This is a genomic window from Lysobacter sp. MMG2 (assembly GCF_016735495.2).
Lineage (GTDB): Bacteria > Pseudomonadota > Gammaproteobacteria > Xanthomonadales > Xanthomonadaceae > Lysobacter_J.
In genome coordinates this window covers 784,402-801,346 of record NZ_JAERQY020000001.1, presented here as the reverse complement: position 1 = coordinate 801,346, position 16,945 = coordinate 784,402, and the positions used below count along the sequence as shown (strand labels likewise).

The 16,945-nt window shown below is 66.3% G+C and carries 12 protein-coding genes; 6 read left to right on the top strand and 6 right to left on the bottom strand.

Features of this window, described 5'->3' with window-relative positions:
* Window positions 1-40 precede the first annotated feature (40 nt).
* Window positions 41-2,464: a DEAD/DEAH box helicase gene (locus tag JI752_RS03480; protein ID WP_216959239.1), complete on the bottom strand. Its 2,424-nt coding sequence runs from the start codon at window positions 2,462-2,464 to the stop codon at window positions 41-43.
* A gap of 368 nt (window positions 2,465-2,832) precedes the next feature.
* Between JI752_RS03480 and JI752_RS03475 the strand changes: the two genes are divergently transcribed.
* Window positions 2,833-3,804, top strand: coding sequence for an MBL fold metallo-hydrolase (locus JI752_RS03475; RefSeq protein WP_216959237.1), 972 nt, complete (start codon window positions 2,833-2,835; stop codon window positions 3,802-3,804).
* A 4-nt stretch (window positions 3,805-3,808) separates the two neighbouring features.
* Here the strand turns inward: JI752_RS03475 and JI752_RS03470 are convergent, their stop codons facing one another.
* Window positions 3,809-4,435 carry a hypothetical protein gene (locus JI752_RS03470; RefSeq protein ID WP_216959236.1) on the bottom strand — a complete coding sequence of 209 codons (627 nt, stop codon included), beginning with the start codon at window positions 4,433-4,435 and terminating at the stop codon, window positions 3,809-3,811.
* Window positions 4,436-4,607: 172 nt separating this feature from the next.
* Between JI752_RS03470 and JI752_RS03465 the strand changes: the two genes are divergently transcribed.
* Window positions 4,608-6,314: a diguanylate cyclase gene (locus JI752_RS03465; RefSeq protein ID WP_216959234.1), complete on the top strand. Its 1,707-nt coding sequence runs from the start codon at window positions 4,608-4,610 to the stop codon at window positions 6,312-6,314.
* A gap of 231 nt (window positions 6,315-6,545) precedes the next feature.
* On the opposite strand, the gene JI752_RS03460 is transcribed toward JI752_RS03465, so the two are convergent.
* On the bottom strand, window positions 6,546-7,949 hold the full coding sequence (locus JI752_RS03460) for an ATP-binding protein (RefSeq protein ID WP_216959232.1): 1,404 nt from the start codon (window positions 7,947-7,949) through the stop codon (window positions 6,546-6,548).
* Window positions 7,933-8,463 carry a response regulator transcription factor gene (locus tag JI752_RS03455; RefSeq protein ID WP_216959229.1) on the bottom strand — a complete coding sequence of 177 codons (531 nt, stop codon included), beginning with the start codon at window positions 8,461-8,463 and terminating at the stop codon, window positions 7,933-7,935. Before JI752_RS03455 ends, JI752_RS03460 begins: the two co-directional genes overlap by 17 nt.
* A gap of 637 nt (window positions 8,464-9,100) precedes the next feature.
* Here JI752_RS03455 and JI752_RS19490 point away from each other — a divergent pair.
* From JI752_RS19490 to JI752_RS03440, 3 genes are all read left to right on the top strand, one after another.
* Window positions 9,101-9,910 (top strand): phosphatase PAP2 family protein, encoded by an 810-nt coding sequence (locus JI752_RS19490; RefSeq protein ID WP_216959226.1) that lies wholly within the window; start codon window positions 9,101-9,103, stop codon window positions 9,908-9,910.
* A complete protein-coding gene (locus JI752_RS03445) occupies window positions 9,898-11,019 on the top strand; it encodes a glycosyltransferase family 2 protein (protein WP_216959223.1) in 1,122 nt (373 codons plus the stop codon). Before JI752_RS19490 ends, JI752_RS03445 begins: the two co-directional genes overlap by 13 nt.
* Window positions 11,020-11,143: 124 nt before the next feature.
* A complete protein-coding gene (locus JI752_RS03440) occupies window positions 11,144-12,601 on the top strand; it encodes a glycosyltransferase family 39 protein (protein WP_216959220.1) in 1,458 nt (485 codons plus the stop codon).
* A gap of 137 nt (window positions 12,602-12,738) precedes the next feature.
* Here JI752_RS03440 and JI752_RS03435 read toward each other — a convergent pair whose 3' ends face one another.
* Complete coding sequence (locus tag JI752_RS03435; protein WP_216959217.1) at window positions 12,739-13,164, bottom strand: hypothetical protein; 426 nt, start codon at window positions 13,162-13,164, stop codon at window positions 12,739-12,741.
* A gap of 521 nt (window positions 13,165-13,685) precedes the next feature.
* On the opposite strand from JI752_RS03435, the gene JI752_RS03430 reads away from it, so the two are divergent.
* Window positions 13,686-16,346, top strand: a complete 2,661-nt coding sequence (locus JI752_RS03430; protein ID WP_216959215.1) for a M1 family metallopeptidase — start codon at window positions 13,686-13,688, stop codon at window positions 16,344-16,346.
* Window positions 16,347-16,554: 208 nt separating this feature from the next.
* On the opposite strand, the gene JI752_RS03425 is transcribed toward JI752_RS03430, so the two are convergent.
* Window positions 16,555-16,920: a response regulator gene (locus JI752_RS03425; RefSeq protein ID WP_216959212.1), complete on the bottom strand. Its 366-nt coding sequence runs from the start codon at window positions 16,918-16,920 to the stop codon at window positions 16,555-16,557.
* Window positions 16,921-16,945 lie beyond the last annotated feature (25 nt).

Below are 16,945 nucleotides of genomic sequence, written 5' to 3'. Positions count from 1 at the left end.
GCCTGGCGCTTGAGTTGCTGCAGGCGCGCGAGGGTCAGGCTCATGCCGGCGACAACGCCTTGAGCACGCGCAACGCGAGTGCGCGCGGGGCGAGGGTCGCGTCCTCGTCGGCGGCGAGCACCGGCCCCACGCACGCCGGGCAGCCGGCCTTGCAGTCGCAGCGTTCCACCAGTTCCACCGCGCGCTGCACCAGTTCGCGCTGGCGGAAGTGCAGCGGCTCGCTCAGGCCGACACCGCCGGGGTAGTTGTCGTAGAGGTAGACGGTGGGGACGAAGCGTTCGCCTTCCTCGATCGACGCGTTGCCGTCGTCGCCGCCGCGCAGCTGTCCGCGGCCGCGCCCGTCCGCGCTGGCGAACCACGCGCCGTTGCCGTCGCCCACGGCCTTCTGCAGGTCCACGCCTTCGGCCATCACCGCGAGCTTGGCGACGACGTGCAGCGCGTAGCCGGCGCCGAGAAAGCCGTCGAGCGCCTCCTGCCTGGAGGCGAAGGTCGCTTCCAGCACGTCCTGCGGCAACTGCCACCACACACTGGTGGTGTGCAGCTCCTGGTCGGGCAGGGTGACCGGGCCGTAGCCGATGTTCTCGTGCGTGTAATAACGGATCTTCTTGTAGCCGGCCACGCGTCGCACGACGTGCACCTCGCCGTGATGACAGGTGCCGCGGCCGGCGGGTGAACCGTCGAAGCGTTCGAGCACTTTCAGCTTCGTGTAGTCGATGGCATCGGTGTAGTAATCCACGGGCGTGCGCGTGACGAATGCCTTGCGCCCGTCCCAGTCGAGTTTCTCCACCTGGTAAGGAGCGGCCTGCACCATGTAGATCGCGCCTTCGTACAGCGTCAGCGGCGCTGAGGAATAGTCGACCTCGGCGATGATCGTCTGCCGGCCGTCGGTGCGATCGACCACGACGAAGTTTCCATCGGCCACCGAACGCAGGCTCACCGCGTTGGCGGGGTAACTGTCGGCGATCCATTCCCAGCGGTCGTTCTCGTTGTGGACGACGCCGTCTTCGCAGAGCAGTTGCAGGTACACCTGCGGATCGACCGGGCCGAAGAGTTCGCGCGCCTGGAATGGGAGTTCGAACGCGGCGCAGCGGATATGGTCGAGCAGGATCACCGGCTGGTCGGCGTGGATGCGCGCGTGTTCGGGCGATGCGCTCGCGAAGAACTCCGGATGGCGGATCACGTACTGGTCCAGCGGATCGGAACTGGCGACCAGCACGCCCAGCGACGGTTGCTTGCGACGGCCGGCGCGGCCGAAGCGTTGCCACGTCGCGGCGATCGAGCCGGGATAGCCGTTGAGCACCACGGCATCGAGCGCGCCGATGTCCACGCCCAGTTCCAGCGCGGAGGTCGAGACGATGCCGTCGATGGTGCCGGCGCGCATCGCGCGTTCGGTCTCGCGGCGTTCGGTGGGCAGGTAGCCGCCGCGGTAACCGCGGATGCGCGCGGGCTTGCGCGGGTCGTGGTCGAAGACGTCCTTGAGGTACTTGGTCAGTACTTCGACCATCAGCCGCGACTGCGCGAACACGAGCGTTTTCAGCCCGGCCTTGATGGAAAGCCGCGCGATCAGGTTGCTCTGCGAGCGCGCCGAGGCGCGCAGGCCCAGGTCGGGATTCACTACCGGCGGGTTCCACAGCAGTACGTGGCGATCGCCGCTGGGGGCGCCGGATTCGGTGATGGCGGTGACGTCGCGTTCGGTGAGCGCTTCGGCGTGCGCCTTCGGATTGCCGATGGTCGCCGAGCACAGGATGAACTGCGGCCTGGATCCGTAGAACGCGGCCACGCGTTGCAGGCGGCGGATCACGTTGGCGACGTGCGAGCCGAACACGCCGCGGTAGCTGTGCACTTCGTCGATGACCACGTAGCGCAGGTTCTCGAAGAACTGCGCCCATTTGGTGTGATGCGGGAGGATGCCCTGGTGCAGCATGTCGGGATTGCTCACCACGATGTCGCCGTGCAGGCGGATCGCCTGTCGCGCATCGCCGGGCGTGTCGCCGTCGAAGGTGAAGGTGCGCACGCCGAGGTTGCCGGCGTTGTTGAGTTCCAGCAACTCGGCCACCTGGTCCTGCGCCAGCGCCTTGGTCGGAAACAGGAACAACGCCTTGGCGCGCTGCGTGGAGGCCGCCGCCAGCACCGGCAGCAGGTAGCACAGGCTCTTGCCCGACGCGGTGGCGGTGGCGATCACCACGTCTTCGCCGCGCCGCACGGCGTCCCAGCTTTCGGCCTGGTGCGAGTAGAGGCGGTCGATGCCGCGCGCACGCAGCGCCTGCACGATTCCGGCGGGCACGTCGTCGGGCATCGGCACGCTGCGCTCGGGCCGTCCGGGGACGGTGTGCACGCCGGTGATGCGCGAGAGGTATTTGTTCTCCAGCCGCTGCGCGAGCGCACGCCCGTCGGTGGCAGGGCGTGGCCGCGCGACCTCCGGGAAGACGGACAGGTCGGATGGACTGCGCGCCGGCTGGGTCATGCGTGTGGCTCTTCGCGGATGGCAGTGCGTTGTAGGGGAGGGGCGTCTCAGGGGGTGAGATGAGGTGAAGTGGTGGCATCCGGGGACTCCCTTTCCGGTAACTACCTCACCGTCATTCCCGCGAAGGCGCGCCGGGATGACGGATTCTTATAGGCCTTCGTAGGGACGACGATGCCTAACCCCTCTCCCGCTTGCGGGAGAGGGGTTGGGGTGAGGGCAAACGGCGCGCGCCGAGCAGCCCCTGCACCGACGCCCGCAAAGCCACGCCACCGCCCGCGCTACGCTACGCACATCGGCACCTGCTCAGAGTCCTCTCCCGCAACGGAGCGACATCGCAGGCGACCGCCTTCCCACGTCAAGGACATCGCATGAACCGCACCCGCCTCTCCGTTTTGATCGCCGCCGTCGCGACGGCCTCCACGCTCGCCGCCTGTTCGAAGCCGCAGCCCGTTGAAACCGCCGCAACCCCAACCGCAACGCCCGCCGCCACGACGCCGCAGCCCGCACCGTCGACATCGCAACCGGCCGCCAACGCCGATGTCTTCCGCTTCAAGATCGGCACGCTCGACGCAGTCGCGTTGAAGGACGGCGAGATCGACGTCGCCAACGACGGCAAGACCTTCGGCGTCGGCCAGCCCACCGCCGACGTGGCCGCGCTGTTGTCCGCGGCAGGTCTGCCGACCGATGCGCTGCACCTGAGCATCCAGCCGCTGCTGCTGCGCGACGGCGGACACACCGTGCTGTTCGACACGGGCGCCGCGGATGCGACCTGGGCGCGTGCCGGCCGGTTGCAGGCATCGTTGCAGGCGGCGGGCGTGGCGCCGGACCAGATCACCGACGTGCTGATTTCGCACGGTCATCCCGACCACGTCGGCGGGCTGCTCACGCGCGAAGGCAAGTTGGCCTTCCCGCAGGCCACCGTGCGTCTGTCCGCGCCCGAATGGGAGGCGATGAAGAAGAACCCGAACGCCGCGGCGCTCGTGGCCGCGATCACGCCGAAGGTCACCACGTTCGAACCGGGCGCGCAGGTGCTGCCGGGTATCACCGCCGTCGCCCTGCCGGGGCACACGCCCGGCCACAGCGCGTACGAGATCGCATCGGGCGGCGAGCGACTGCTCTACCTCGGCGATGCCGCGCATCACTACGTCGTCTCGGTGCAGCGTCCGCAGTGGAAGATCGAATACGACCAGGACGCGCCCAAGGCCGAGGCCGCGCGACGTGCGCTGCTGCAACGCGTCGCCGACGGGAACCTGCGCGTGTATGCGGTGCACTTCCCGTTCCCCGGGCTGGGGCACGTGAAGGCGCAGGGCGACGCGTTCGTGTGGGTGCCGGAGAACTGAGCCCTCAGTCGGCCGGCCAGCGCCACAGGCACCGCCGCGCGGTGCCGTGGTTGCCGAGCTGGTACACCGCGATCGCCACCGGCGAGAACGCGAACGGCGCGAACGGTGCGCCTTCCAGCTCGCGCAATGCCGCCGCCGTCCCCACGCCGAGCGTGAGGTGCGGGCGGTAGTGCGCACCGCTGTGTTCGGGCACGAAGTGCTCGACGTAGCGGATCGTGGAATCGCGGATCGGCGTGCCGTCGTCGTTGGCGACGAAGGCCTCCGCGCCGCCGCCGGCCACCGCCAGGCGTTGCGCCGCCGCGAGGCAGTCATCGGCGAGCGCCTGCAACGCAGGTGAGTCGCCGATCCGCCACGACGCGTTGCCGGTTCCGTCCTCCACGCGCACCGATATGCCGCTCACCTCCAGCGAGAGCGCGAGCGGGCCGTGCCGGGCGGCGATGGCGCCGATGGCGGCGTACAAGGCGTCGAGGTCGTGCGCGTAGAGGTAGCGCTGCACGAGGGTGACGTGCGGCAGGTGGGTGGCGTCGAAAGCGAAGCCGGCGGGATGGCCGATGCGCAGCGCGGCGTTGACCTCGCCGGCGCGGGCCCGGGTGAGGGCATCGGGTTCGAGCAGGACGTCGATGGCGATCATGCGTCGGCTCCGGAAGCTGCGCCCTGCGTCTCAAGAAACAGCGCAATCGGCCGATAGAATGCCCGACAATCCCGGTACGCAGCGGCCCGCCCGGCCGTCACGCACCTCAATCTTTACGGCATGGAGGCCCAGCAGCGCGTCGCCATCGCGCCCGGAGCCCCACGTTCGTCCCATGCGCAAACGCCATTTCTCGCCATTGCGCGTGTTCCTGGCGGCCACGGTCATCCTGGTGGCCCTGGGCCTGTACGTGGTGGCCAACGCCATCCAGTTCGCCGCCGACTACCGCTCCGTCACGCACACCTACACCGTGCTGCGCCACCTGGACCGGATCGAGTCGCTCAAGCACCAGGCCGTGGCCGAATCGCGCGGCTACCTGCTGGCCGGGCGCGCGGAGAACCGCGACAACTTCTGGCGTATCGCCGGTGAGTTGCAGCGCGAATCGGACCTGCTCACCGAACTGGTCATCGACAACACCGCCCAGCACGATCGCGTGATCCAGATGCGCCGCACGCTGGACGCCCGCCTGCGCTTGAGCGTGCAGGCCATGCAGACCTGGCGCGCCGGCGTCACGGGCCCGCAGAAGGGCGTGCCGCCGCTGTCGGCGATCCGCGCCGGCGACCGCGACGTGGCGCTGCGCCTGGAGCAGTTGCGCAACGCGGAGAACGTGCTGCTGTCGATGCGCTCGCAGCGTGCCGAGCGTTCGGCGTGGCTGACGCTGCTCGCCGCCGGCATCGGCATTCCGTTGAGCCTGCTCCTCATCGGTCATGCGCAGCGTCTGCTTGCGCGCGAGAACCGCGTGCGCCAGCAGGCCGAAGCTTCGGCGTCGGCTTCCAACAGCGAGCTCAACGCGACCGTACAGCAGCTCGCGCGCCTGTCCGACAGCATGGCCTCGCTGAGCCAGTACTCGAGCATGCTGCAGGGCGCCTCCGATGCGCAGGAGCTGTACGAGATCACCGCGGCCACCTTCCGCCGCCTGCTGCCGGGTCTGGGCGGTTACCTCTATGTGATCCGCGCGTCGCGCGACCACGCCGAACTCGTCGCGCAGTGGGGCGCATCGGTCGCGCCGAACGATCCGGCGCCGGCGTTGCAGTCGTGCTGGTCGGTGCGTCGTCATGCGCCGTATGCGATGGAAGACCTGCGCCACGGCCTGCGCTGTGCGCACATCGGCCGGCCTTCCGGCGCGCACGACGTGCACGGGCTGTGCGTGCCGCTGAGCGCACACGGCGAAGTGGTGGGCTGGCTTTCGTTGCAGGGCGAAGGCCAGGGACGCATCGCGGAGGAATCGCTGGCAGTGCGGCTGTGCGAGCAGCTCTCGCTGGCGCTGGCCAACGTGCGCCTGCGCGAGAGCCTGCGCCACCAGGCCGTGCGCGACGCGCTCACCGGGCTCTTCAACCGCCGCTATCTGGAGGAGTCGCTCACGCGCGAGATCGCGCGTTGCCAGCGCCGCCAGCAGCCGCTGGCGGTGCTGATGCTCGACGTGGACCACTTCAAGGCCTTCAACGACCGCCACGGCCATGCGATGGGCGACGCGGCGCTGGCGGCGTTCGCGCGGATGCTCAAGGACAAGTGCCGCCCGGAGGACATCGCCTGCCGTTACGGAGGCGAGGAGTTCACGCTGATCCTGCCGGAAAGCGACCTGCCCACCGCGCTGGAACGCGCCGAGGACATCCGCACCAGCGCCGCACTGCTGCGCATCGGCGAGGCGGGTGGGGCGGCGTTGCGCATCACCGTCTCCATCGGCGTGGCGCTGATGCCGCAGCACGGGGAGGTGGGCCTGGAGCTCATGCGCGCCGGCGATCGTGCGCTGTACCGCGCCAAGCACGAGGGCCGGGACCGCGTGGCGGTCGCAGACGAAGTGCCGGTGCTCGGCCGCGTTTGATCGGCGCTCAAGCCCGAATGGCCGCGGATTTTCCGCGGCAGTCGCGCCAGACTTCCTGCTTCTGGGCGGCGCCGTAATCGAACTGTTCGGCCCCGCGCAGCGTCTGCAACCCGATGCCCAATTCTTGCTGAGCCCCGCGGCTTCCGACGCGAGCCGGTCGGCGGTGCCTCTACGTTCCCGCCATCGTGCCGGCGGCCGACGATCGGTCCGTACGGCACATGGTTCTTTCCATCATGGGGATCCGATGTTGCCGGGGCCTGGGCCAGCAGAAGATGAAGCCGGACGCGGCTGGTCCGGCACGGACAACCGGAGCAGCAATCCCGGGTCTGCCCTGTGCGCGGACAGCGCCCATCCATGCGCCAGCGCGATTTCCCGGCAGATGGCCAGGCCGAGGCCAGCGCCTTGGTCGCGCCGATGGGCGCCGCGCCAGAAGCGGGAGAACATTTGCGACAGTTGTTGCGGATCCACGCCGGGGCCCGAATCGCGCACCGTCACCGTTGCAGCGTCCACCTCCACCCGCACCTCAGTGCCGCGCGGCGCGTGCTGGATCGCGTTCTCGAGCAGGTTCTTCAGCAGCGTGAACAGCGCACCGCGATCGGCTCGCCATTGCGTAACGGACGCGCTTGCGGAAAGGGTCACATGCACGTGCGCCGCCTCGGCCATGCGCTGCAGGTGGGCAGCGACGTCCTGCGCAACCTTCTGCACATCGGTCGTGGCGAAGTCGTAGTTCTGCACCTCGCTGGCTTCCGCCAGCAGCAAGAGTTGCTGCACCTGGCGCGCCATGTGCTCGACGTCACCGAGCAGCGAGTCGCGGTCCTCGCCCTCCTCCCTCAACTCGACCTGCGCGCGGATCAATGCCAGCGGCGTCTTCAGCTCGTGCGCAGCCGTCGCGAGGAACTCCTGCTGCACGCGGTACCCGTGTTCCAGTCTGTCGAGTGCGCGGTTGAAGCTGTGCACCAAGGGCGCGATCTCGGAAGGTACCGCCTCGGTGCGCAATCGCGCGTGGAGTGTGCGCGGCGAGATTGAGGTTGCCGACTCCGACAGCTTGCGCAAGGGCCGAAGCGTGTATCCGAGCGTGATATAGGCGCAGATGCCGAAGACGACGAGCAGCACCACGCTGAATATGGCGACGCCCGCACCCATGAATGGCAAGGTGAATTCCTGATAGATGAAGCCCAGCATTCTTGTGCTGGCAGCGAACTGGAAGTACCAGGTTCTTCCGCCATGCTCGAAGGGCTCGATGACGCTGTGCATCTGGACGCCCCCTCGCTCGAGGTTGAAGTTTCCAGGCGCAAGTCGCGGCGGTTCGACGGTAGACCAGAATTCTTCTCCGGCCGGGGAGACAAGCACCGTACGCCCGGATTCGTCGAGCACGCGGTAAGCGGTTTCCTCCTTGAGACTCTCGTAGATCCACCTATCGCCATCCTCGCTGGCAGCGAGTCGGTCTGGGACACCCATGTCGTCGAACCGGACCGCCTCGACCAGGTCCCGCGTGTACTCGGTCAGGTCTGCCTCCAGCAACAGGTCGCTGCGGTAAGTCGTCAGCATGAGGGGCACCAGGATCATGAGCAGGATGCTCAGGGTCACCCCAACCACATACGCGAGCAGGACACGCAGGCTAAGGCTGTTCGGCATTGCCGGCTCCACGAAGGACATAGCCGAGACCTCGGGCATTGATGATCCGTTGGCGCGAACCGATGGCGAGCAGCTTGCGGCGGATGCGATGCAGGGCGACATCCAGCGCGCTCGGGGTGACGGCCTCTCCCAATCCCCACCCGGCCGATTCCAGTGTGCCGCGGCGCACGACTTCCTCGTGCTTGCGCAGCAGCAACAGCATGATCTGCATCTCCGCCGCGGCCAGCGCCACGCTCTGCTCGCCGCAACACATGATGCCGGAGGCAGGCCGCAGCGTCAGATCGCCGTGGCTGGGATCGAGCGGGCGAACATCCACCGGGCGGCGCAGCAATGCCCGCACGCGCGCCACCATCTCATCCATGGCGAATGGTTTTGGAAGGTAGTCATCGGCGCCGGCATCCAGACCTTCCACACGGTCGCGCAACGCATCCCGCGCTGTCAGCACCAGGCAGGGCACGCCGATTCCGGCGCGGCGCATGCGCTGCAGCAGGACGAGCCCATCGCCATCTGGCAACCCGCGATCGAATCACCACCGCCTGGTAAGGCAGCCGCCGGATCGTGGCCCATGCCGCGTCGATGCGATCGACGACATCGACGGCGATTCCGGCTGCCACGAGTCCCTTGCAAACCAGTCGCGCAAGCCGCTCGTGGTCCTCGACCAGGAGAATGCGGCTCATCGTGTCGTTTCGTTCCTTGGTGAGTGATGGGGCGTAACGCACTCGCGCTGAAAGCACCTGCACCTGCACCTGCACCTGCATGCTTTCGACAGCACGAGCGGCAAGGGAGCGATATTGTCGAGCGCCTTCCTTACTGGATACTTACCTGGCCGAACTTTTGCCTGGCCGGTGGGCACTTCCTGGCCGGTAAGTATCCGGAAAGACGCATCGCCTGACAGTCGCGCCTCGTTATAGCACGAGGCATCGCATGCATCCGCACGCAGGGATCATTCCGCTCGGGTACGCCCCAGGCACGCGCCCGTGTCGCGAACGCATTGAAGTTTCGATCATCGTTTCGTTCTACGACGAGGCCGCCGATCCGGCTGCTGCGCATCAGCAGCAATTTCGGCAAGGAAGCCACGATGACGGCCGGGCTGGGCCTGGCGCCAGGGCTTACATGAAGGGGCTGTTGCCTGGGTCGGCATGGTGACCCGGGTGATCGAGTACGACCGCGACCCGCGTACGGGCGGCCGCTCGAAGTGGAGCGCCGTGGGTCCGTTGCGACTGGCGATCGAAGGCGTTACCTCCCTCTCGATCAAGCCTTTGCGCTGGGTCGGCGTTGCGACCGCTGCCGGCGGCGGACTGCTCGGACTGTGGATCGCGACCAACGCGCTGCTTATGGGCGAAGCGGTGCAGTGGTATCCGTCGCGGGTTGCGGTCAGCAGCTTCTTCGGTGGGGTGCAACTGCTGGATGAGCAACTGTTTGTGTTTCTGAATTCGCTGGGTTCAGAACGCTGGGACGGTTTGTGGCTGTTTGTCACCGACAAACTTTCATGGATTCCGCTTTATGTGGCTTTGATGTATCTGATGTATCGCCACTATGGATTGAAGAATACGCTGATTTGTATGGCGCTGATCGTGGTGATGATCGCCGTAACAGATCAGTTGGCCAATCTCTTCAAGCACGGCTTCGAACGCTCCAGGCCCTGCCGGGAAGCGCATTTGCAGGAAATCATCCGTTACATCGCGCCGCGTTGTGGGCGCTATGGATTCTTCTCAGCACACGCTGCGAGTTCGATGGCGCTGGCGGTTTTCCTGGGTTTGCTGTTCAGAAGAAACTACAGGTGCCTGGTGTTTCTTTTGCTTTCCTGGGCGTCGATCGTGGGCTTCAGCCGTATTTACGTGGGTGTGCATTATCCGTTGGACACGCTGACAGGCATGGTCATCGGAGCTTTGATGGGCTTCCTTGCCTACAGGATCTCACAGCGGTTCAAGAACATCAGGGCCGACGCATGCATGACCTGAGCGTCGTAATCCCCACATTCAACGAAAAGGACAATGTTCGGCGGCTGTTCGATCTGTTGCGTGTCGCGCTTGACGGGCAGTCATGGGAGGCGATCTATGTGGACGATGACAGCCCCGATGGCACGGCTGAGGAAGTGCGTTCCCTGGCCCTGGAATTCGACAATGTCCGCGTAATCCAACGGATCGGGCGGCGGGGCCTCGCCGGGGCCTGTATCGAAGGCATCCTGTCCTCCACGTCCCCGTTTTGCGCCGTGATCGATGCGGACTTGCAGCATGACGAAACCCGGCTTGCACCCATGCTTGATGCGTTGCGGGGGGATGACGAATTGGACATCGTGATCGGCAGTCGCAACATTGACGGAGGGTCGAATGGGCGTGGTCTGTCCCGTATCCGGCGATGGGGCAGCGATCGTGCGACAGCCCTGACACGGCGTATGCTGAACATCGCGGCCTCTGATCCGATCAGCGGGTTTTTCATGGTGCGCCGCCTGTCTTTCAATGAGGTGATCACATCCCTACAAGGCGAAGGGTTCAAGATCCTCGCCGACATGCTGGCCGCGTCTGCAGGGCGATGGAAGACGCATGAAATCCCCTACACGTTTCGGTCGCGTCACGCCGGAGAATCCAAGATGGATTCCGCTGTCGCTCTCGAATTCTTGTCGCTGCTGGTGGTCCGCAAGACTGGCGGACTCGTATCGACGCGGTTCGTACTGTTCTGCACCGTCGGCTTCACGGGCATCTTCGTGCAGCTTCTTGCTGTCAAGATTGCGCTGGCCTTTCTGGTAGATCAGTTTGCGTTGGCGCAGGCCTTTGGGGTGTTCGTAGCCATCAATTCGAATTTCCTGTGGAACAACTTGATCACCTATCGGGACCGCGCTCTGCGCGGGCGCGCAATCTGGCGAGGATTGCTGAGTTTCTACGCAGTCTGTGCGCTGGGTGCGGTCATGAATGTGGGTGTGGCCAATCTTTCCTTTGCGGCCCTGCCGTTCTGGGCCCTGGCGAGTATCGCCGGCGCGATTGCCGGCGCACTTTGGAATTTTGTTGCTTCTTCACTGGTTACATGGCGCACTCGTGGACGAACGCGGGTGGCATATCGCTTTGGCGACTAATCAATCTCATAACAAACAGCCAAGAGCGGAAGGCTAAGTTCGGAGCATTGCGGCTTTCGGGGGCTCAGCAACACGGCGTTCTTCGGTAAAGGCAACTTTTCTGATGCGGCTTTCCGTTTTCACCATGTCGCTGTCGTTTCTTGCCGTTCACCTCGCCATCGCCGCATGGGTGCCCCTCTTTGATGATGAAGCCTACTACGCGCTGTGGGCCCGCGATCTGGCGCTTGGGTATTACGATCATCCGCCCATGATCGCCTACATGATCCGCATGGGAACCCACCTCTTCGGTGAAACCGCGCTCGGCATCCGCCTGTTTTCGGTGATGGGTTTTGTCGCCTCGGGATACCTCGTGGGCGATATGGCTCGGCGCATGTCCGGTGGTGCTGCGGGCCTGCCAGTGCTGGCGACAGCGCTCTACAACCTCAGCCTGCTTGTCTTCGCTCTGGGCAGTTTCGCCACGCCCGACGCACCCTCAACCCTATTCTGGGTCGCGGCACTTTGGGCCGCGCTCCGTTCGACCAACACGCCCCCAGACACACGTTCGGCGACACTATGGTGGGTCTGCACAGGTCTGATCATCGGGTTCGGCGGCCTGTCGAAGTTCACCAATGCCTTTGTGGCCTTCGGGTTGTTGGCGTACCTGATTGCTACGCCAAAGGGCCGCGCGTACCTGCTCACACGTCTGCCTTATATGGCCATGGCGGCGGCGATTCTGCCGCTTCTGCCCTATCTTTTCTGGAACCTGCAAAACGATTGGCTCGGCTTGGAACGCCAAGGCGCGCGCCTCGTCGCCTCCGGCTTCTCGCCCCGATATCTCGGGGAATATGCCGCGCTCCTGCTCCTGGCGCCGACACCATGGGTCTCCTGGTTCGCCTTCCGAGCTCTCAAGGCCCCGCCAAAAGACAGCATGCTGCTGGTCTGGAGCTCTGTTCCGCTCCTGCTCTACTTCGCCTATCACGCGACACATGCGCCAGTTCAAGCCAATTGGATTGTGCCGCTGCAGGCGCTCTTCGCCATTCCTGCGGCCTTTGGCCTAGCTCAAGCGCAGTCGCCGCGGCTTTGGACCACGGCCACCCTCGTCATCGCACTGTTGATGAGCGTCGGTTTGGTCGCGACCGCCTTCAACCCGGTCACCCCGATCGGCACGGCCGACAATCCACCCAACCAAGCGCGCGGATGGGCAGCGACCCAAGATGCCATCGCTGAACTGCTCGAGGAAACGGGCGCAACATGGATCGCCACGACCGACTACGCTCGAACCGGATCGCTCGCGCTTCGTTTTCCGCAAGAGCGCGTCTGGTCCGTGGCTCAACTGCAGCGCTACGGCTTCCGTGGCGCTTTCCCTACCGAGTTGTGCACCGCCCCCGGCCTCTTGATCGAGCGGGCAAGGCGGTCGGAGGCGACCTCTGGGACAGCCTCAAGCCTCTTTGAAACGGTCGAAGCCACTCATGCAGCCATTCGAACGCAAGACGGAGTGACATTGACGCGATACCTTCTAACGCCGGTATCCGGGATCAAATCGCCCGATTTGTGCCCGAACCAACGTACATTCACTGCAATATCCCGGCCCTCACCGCCGTAGGGTGCTGTTCCGATGCGAAGCCATGTCAGGCGCTGCGCGTTCGAACGCGCAGCGCCGCAAGCCGCGCACTACCTCCTCCCTAATGTGCGGGCACCTTCTCCATACAGGGGAGAAGGAAGAGCGAGTTGCGTGGTGCGTCAGCGAGTGCCAGCCATCGCGGCCTCGTGCCCGGCCTTCATTTCGGCCGCGGTGAGATTGCCGTCGCCGTTGGCGTCCATCTTGGTGAACATCGCCTGCGAACCGGCGGCGTGTTCGGCGGCCGACAGCTGGCCGTCGCCGTTGGTGTCGATCGTCTTGATCTTCTCGGCGGAGGTCATCTTCATCCGGTCCGGCTTGCCGGCGGCTTTGGCGGCGTGACGCACATCCATCTCGGCGGCGGTGACGTTGCCGTCGCTGTTGGCGTCCATCGAAGTGAACATCGCCTTCGCGCCTGCGGCATGTTCGGCCGCGCTGACGGAGCCGTCGCCGTTGGTATCCATTTTGGCCTTGTCGCCGGCCATCGCGGCGGCCGGAACCAGCAGCAGCGAGCCCAGCAGCACCGTCATCGTGAGTCCTGATTTCATCGCGCCCTCCCAGGGTTGTGTGTCTCAGGTAGCGCGAGGGTGCGCGGCGTTTCGTTGCCTGCGCGTCAACTTTGCGCGAAGGGGAGGGGCGGCGGGTGGGGTAGATGAATCGGGCCCGTTCACCGTCATTCCCGCGAAGGCGGGGCTTTTGGGCCGCCGCACGGCGGCACTCTCCAGGGACTTTTCACGCTTCCCCTATGCCTGTGAACAGCCACGGCAAAAATGGATAGTGCCGCCGTGCGGCGGCCCAAAAGACCCAGCGTTCGCTGGAACGACGTGAGGCAGCGGACAGGGTGACAGCCTGGGTCCCGGCCTTCGCCGGGATGACGGGTCCTCCAGCCCTCTCCCGCCCGCGGGAGAGGGGTTGGGGTGAGGGCAGGCGGCCAGCAGCGCAAGCATCCCGCCACCTTGCAAGAAAGTGACTCACGCCTCATCCGCGGTGCAGCAGCGACCGGGCAGGACGGGCACACTCGCGCTCTGGCACTGTGCTGTCCACCTTCCGATCACGAGGCTGTCGAACGATGCGCCGTATTCTGGTTTCCGCCGTCGCGTTGGCCCTGGCCACCGCCTGTGCCGCTTCGCCGGCGGCGCCCTCCGCCCCCGCTGCGACCATGACCCGAGCCGACACGACGACGCAGCTGCCGCGCAACGTGCGACCCACGCATTACGACGTGGCGATCACGCCGAACGCCGACGCGCTCACGCTCGCAGGCAAGGCGACAATCACGCTGGAGGTTCTGGAGCCCACGCCGGCCATCACCCTCAACGCGCTGGACATGGCGTTCTCCTCCGCCTCGCTCGTGCCCGCCAGCGGCAAGGGCCGCGCGCTCACGCCGAAGATCGCCGTCGATGCCGCCGCACAGACCGCCACCTTCAGCTTCGACCAGCCGCTGGCGCCGGGTGCGTACAAACTCGCGCTGCAATACACAGGCCGCATCGGCACGCAGGCCAACGGCCTGTTCGCCATCGATTACGAGACCCAGGCCGGCCGCAAGCGCGCGCTGTTCACGCAGTTCGAGAACTCCGACGCGCGCCGCATGATCCCCTCGTGGGACGAGCCCGCGCACAAGGCCACCTTCACTCTGGAGGCGACCGTGCCGACCGGGCAGATGGCGGTGAGCAACATGCCCGCCACGTCCAGCACCGACCTGCACGACGGCACCACGCGCGTGGTGTTCGCGCCGTCGCCGAAGATGTCCACCTACCTGCTGTTCCTCTCGGTGGGCGATTTCGAACGCGCCACCGCGCGGGCCGATGGCGTCGAAGTGGGTGTGGTCACGCAGCGCGGCGCCATCGACCAGGCGCGCTTCGCGCTGGATTCCTCGGTGGACGTGCTGCGCGAGTACAACCAATACTTCGGCACGCCGTACCCGTTGCCCAAGCTCGACAACGTCGCCTCGCCGGGCGGCAGCCAGTTCTTCAGCGCGATGGAGAACTGGGGCGCCATCTTCACCTTCGAGCACACGTTGCTGCTGGACCCGAGCATTTCCACGCAGTCCGACAAGCAGCGCGTGTTCGCCGTGGCCGCGCACGAGATCGCCCACCAGTGGTTCGGCGATCTGGTCACGATGAGCTGGTGGGACGATTTGTGGCTCAACGAAGGCTTCGCCACGTGGATGGCCTCGCGCACCACCGACAAGCTGCATCCGGAATGGAACACGCGGCTGGAAAGCATCGGTTCGCGCGAATCGGCGATGGCGCTGGACGCGGTGGCGACCACGCACCCGGTCGTGCAGCACGTGGAAACGGTCGAACAGGCGAGCCAGGCGTTCGATGCGATCACCTACCAGAAGGGCAGCGCGGTGATCCGCATGCTCGAAGGGTACGTCGGCGCCGATGCCTGGCGCGAAGGCGTGCGCAACTACATGAAGGCGCACGCGTACGGCAACACGGTGTCCGACGACCTGTGGCGTGAGATCCAGGCTGCCGCGGGCAAGCCGGTGCTGGACCTCGCGCACGACTTCACGCTGCAGCCGGGCATTCCGCTGCTGCGCGTGGCCGCGGACAAATGCGAGGGCGGCAAGACCTCGCTCACGCTCACGCAGGACGAATTCACGCGCGATCGCCCCGGCAAGCAGCCGCTGCGCTGGCGCGTGCCCGTGATCGTGCAGGTGCCCGGCGCCGATGCCGTGCGCACGATCGTGGAAGGCGGGCAGGGCCGCATCGACGTGCCCGGCTGCGGGCCGGTGATCGTGAACGCCGGGCAGAGCGGTTATTACCGCACGCTCTACGACGCGTCGCAGTTCGCCGCGATCCGCAAGGGCTTCACGCGGCTGGATCCGATCGACCAGCTCGGCGTGATGAACGACGTGTGGGCTCTGGGCATGGCGGGGCTGCAGTCGCCGTCGGATTACCTGGACCTGGTGAAGGCCACGCCGCGCGACGCCGATCCGCAGATCTGGGGCGACATCGCGGGCACGCTGCGCAGCCTGGACGCCTATTACGACGGCGACGCCGCGCGCCAGGCGACGTTCCGCGCGTTCGCGATCGCGCAGCTGGCGCCGGTGTTCGCGCGCGTGGGCTGGGACGCGGCGACGGGCGAATCCGACCCCGTGAAGATCCTGCGCACCGACCTCATCGAAGCACTCGGCGCGCTGGGCGACCGCACGGTCGTCGAAGAATCCCGCCGCCGTTACGCCGCGCAGGATCGCGATCCCAAGGCGCTGCCGGGCGAACTGCGCCGCAGCGTGCTGGGCGTGGTCGCGCGCCATGCCGACGCGGCGACGTGGGATCGACTGCATGCGGCGGCGCAGGCGGAAAAGACGCCGCTGGTGAAGGACGAGCTCTATTCGCTGCTGTCCTCCGCGCAGGATCCGGCGTTGGCGAAGCGCGCGCTGGAACTGGCGCTCACCGACGAACCCGGCGCCACCAACAGCGCCAGCATGATCCGCACGGTGGCTTCGCTGCATCCTGACCTCGCATTCGATTTCGCCGTCGCGCACCTGGCGCAGGTGGATGCGAAGGTCGATTCCACTTCGCGCGCACGCTATTACCCGCGCCTGGCGAACAACTCGCTGGATCCGGCGATGATCGGGAAGGTGCGTGCGTATGCGCAGGCGCACGTGGCCGAGAGCTCGCGCCGCGCTTCGGAAACGGCGATGGCGAACATCGCCTATCGCGTGAAGGTGAAGCAGGAGCGGTTGCCGGCGGTGGATGCTTGGTTGGGGAAGCAGGGCAAGTAGGGCGACCACGCAGCAACGAGCGCCGACACCCGAGCGCTTCCCCTCTCCCCTTGCGGGAGAGGGACAGGCCGCCGAAGGCGGCCAGGGAGAGGGGTAGGGCCGCGTTAGAGCACGCGCTACGCGCGCCCCTCTTCCGCCCCTTCGAGGGCACCTTCTCCCGCAAGGGGAGAAGGGGCATGGAGGAACTTGCGGCGCTGCGCGCACCGCCTCAATGCGCCTGCGCCTTCCCACCCTCCAGCATCGACTCCACCGCCTCGATGATCCGCTCCGACGTGTACGGCTTCTGCACGATCTGACAATCGCGGAAATCCTGCGGGATGTTGCGTTCGGAGTAGGCGGAGGCGAATACGAACGGAACGCCCTGCTCGCGCAGGCGGCTGGCGAGCGGATACACCGCCTCGCCCTGCACGTTGATGTCGAGCAGGGCGACGTCGAGGTGCTCGTGATCGGCGATCTCCAGCGCATCCGACAGGCGCGCCGCGCCGAGCACGTGATAGCCCGCGTCGGTCAGCAGGTCTTCCAGGGCCATCGCCAGATACGCTTCGTCCTCGACCATCAGGACGTTGGCTTTCATCACCTCGTTTCCGCCACATCGCCGA